The sequence below is a fragment of the Rhodococcus sp. C3V genome (assembly GCF_029269915.1).
Lineage (GTDB): Bacteria > Actinomycetota > Actinomycetes > Mycobacteriales > Mycobacteriaceae > Rhodococcus_F > Rhodococcus_F qingshengii.
The window spans coordinates 1-505 of the sequence record NZ_JARJBE010000076.1; the positions used below are offsets into that span (position 1 = coordinate 1).

Genomic DNA, 505 nt, shown 5'->3' on the forward strand with positions numbered 1-505 from the left:
CGACGCAGGATCGGCAGCCTTCGCGACCGTGAACCCCGGAACCTTCACCGGATGCGTCGTGCACAGCTGCGTCGCCGGATCACACACCTCCGGAGGATCAACCGGCGGAGTCGTACCCGGAACAACGAAGTTGTTCACGAACACCCCACCGACCACATCGGCATTGACCTTCACCGAATACGTCACCGTCTTCGTTTCGCCGGCCGCCAAGGTTCCCGTCACCGAGAAACCATCCGTGCCGACCATCGTCGCAACCAACGGAGCATCAGCAGTCAAACCACTCAATGCACCCTTGTCCACAACCTGACGCAAATCATCGAAGTACGCGACCTCACCCGCACCGTTACCGGTGTTCGAGAACGTAAGCGTGTACTTGATGTCCTGACCGGCAACAACATTCGAACCCGACACCGGATCAGAAGACTTCACCACAGCAATCTTCGGAGAGACCACCGGATGCGTCGTGCACAGCTGCGTCGCCGGATCACACACCTCCGGAGGATCA

At 59.2% G+C, this 505-nt stretch carries 1 protein-coding gene; it reads right to left on the reverse strand.

Annotated features, from left to right (window positions below):
* On the reverse strand, positions 1–492 hold a 492-nt coding region (locus P3G66_RS31865; RefSeq protein ID WP_276117892.1), incomplete at its 3' end, for a hypothetical protein.
* Between the last annotated feature and the right edge of the window lie 13 nt (positions 493–505).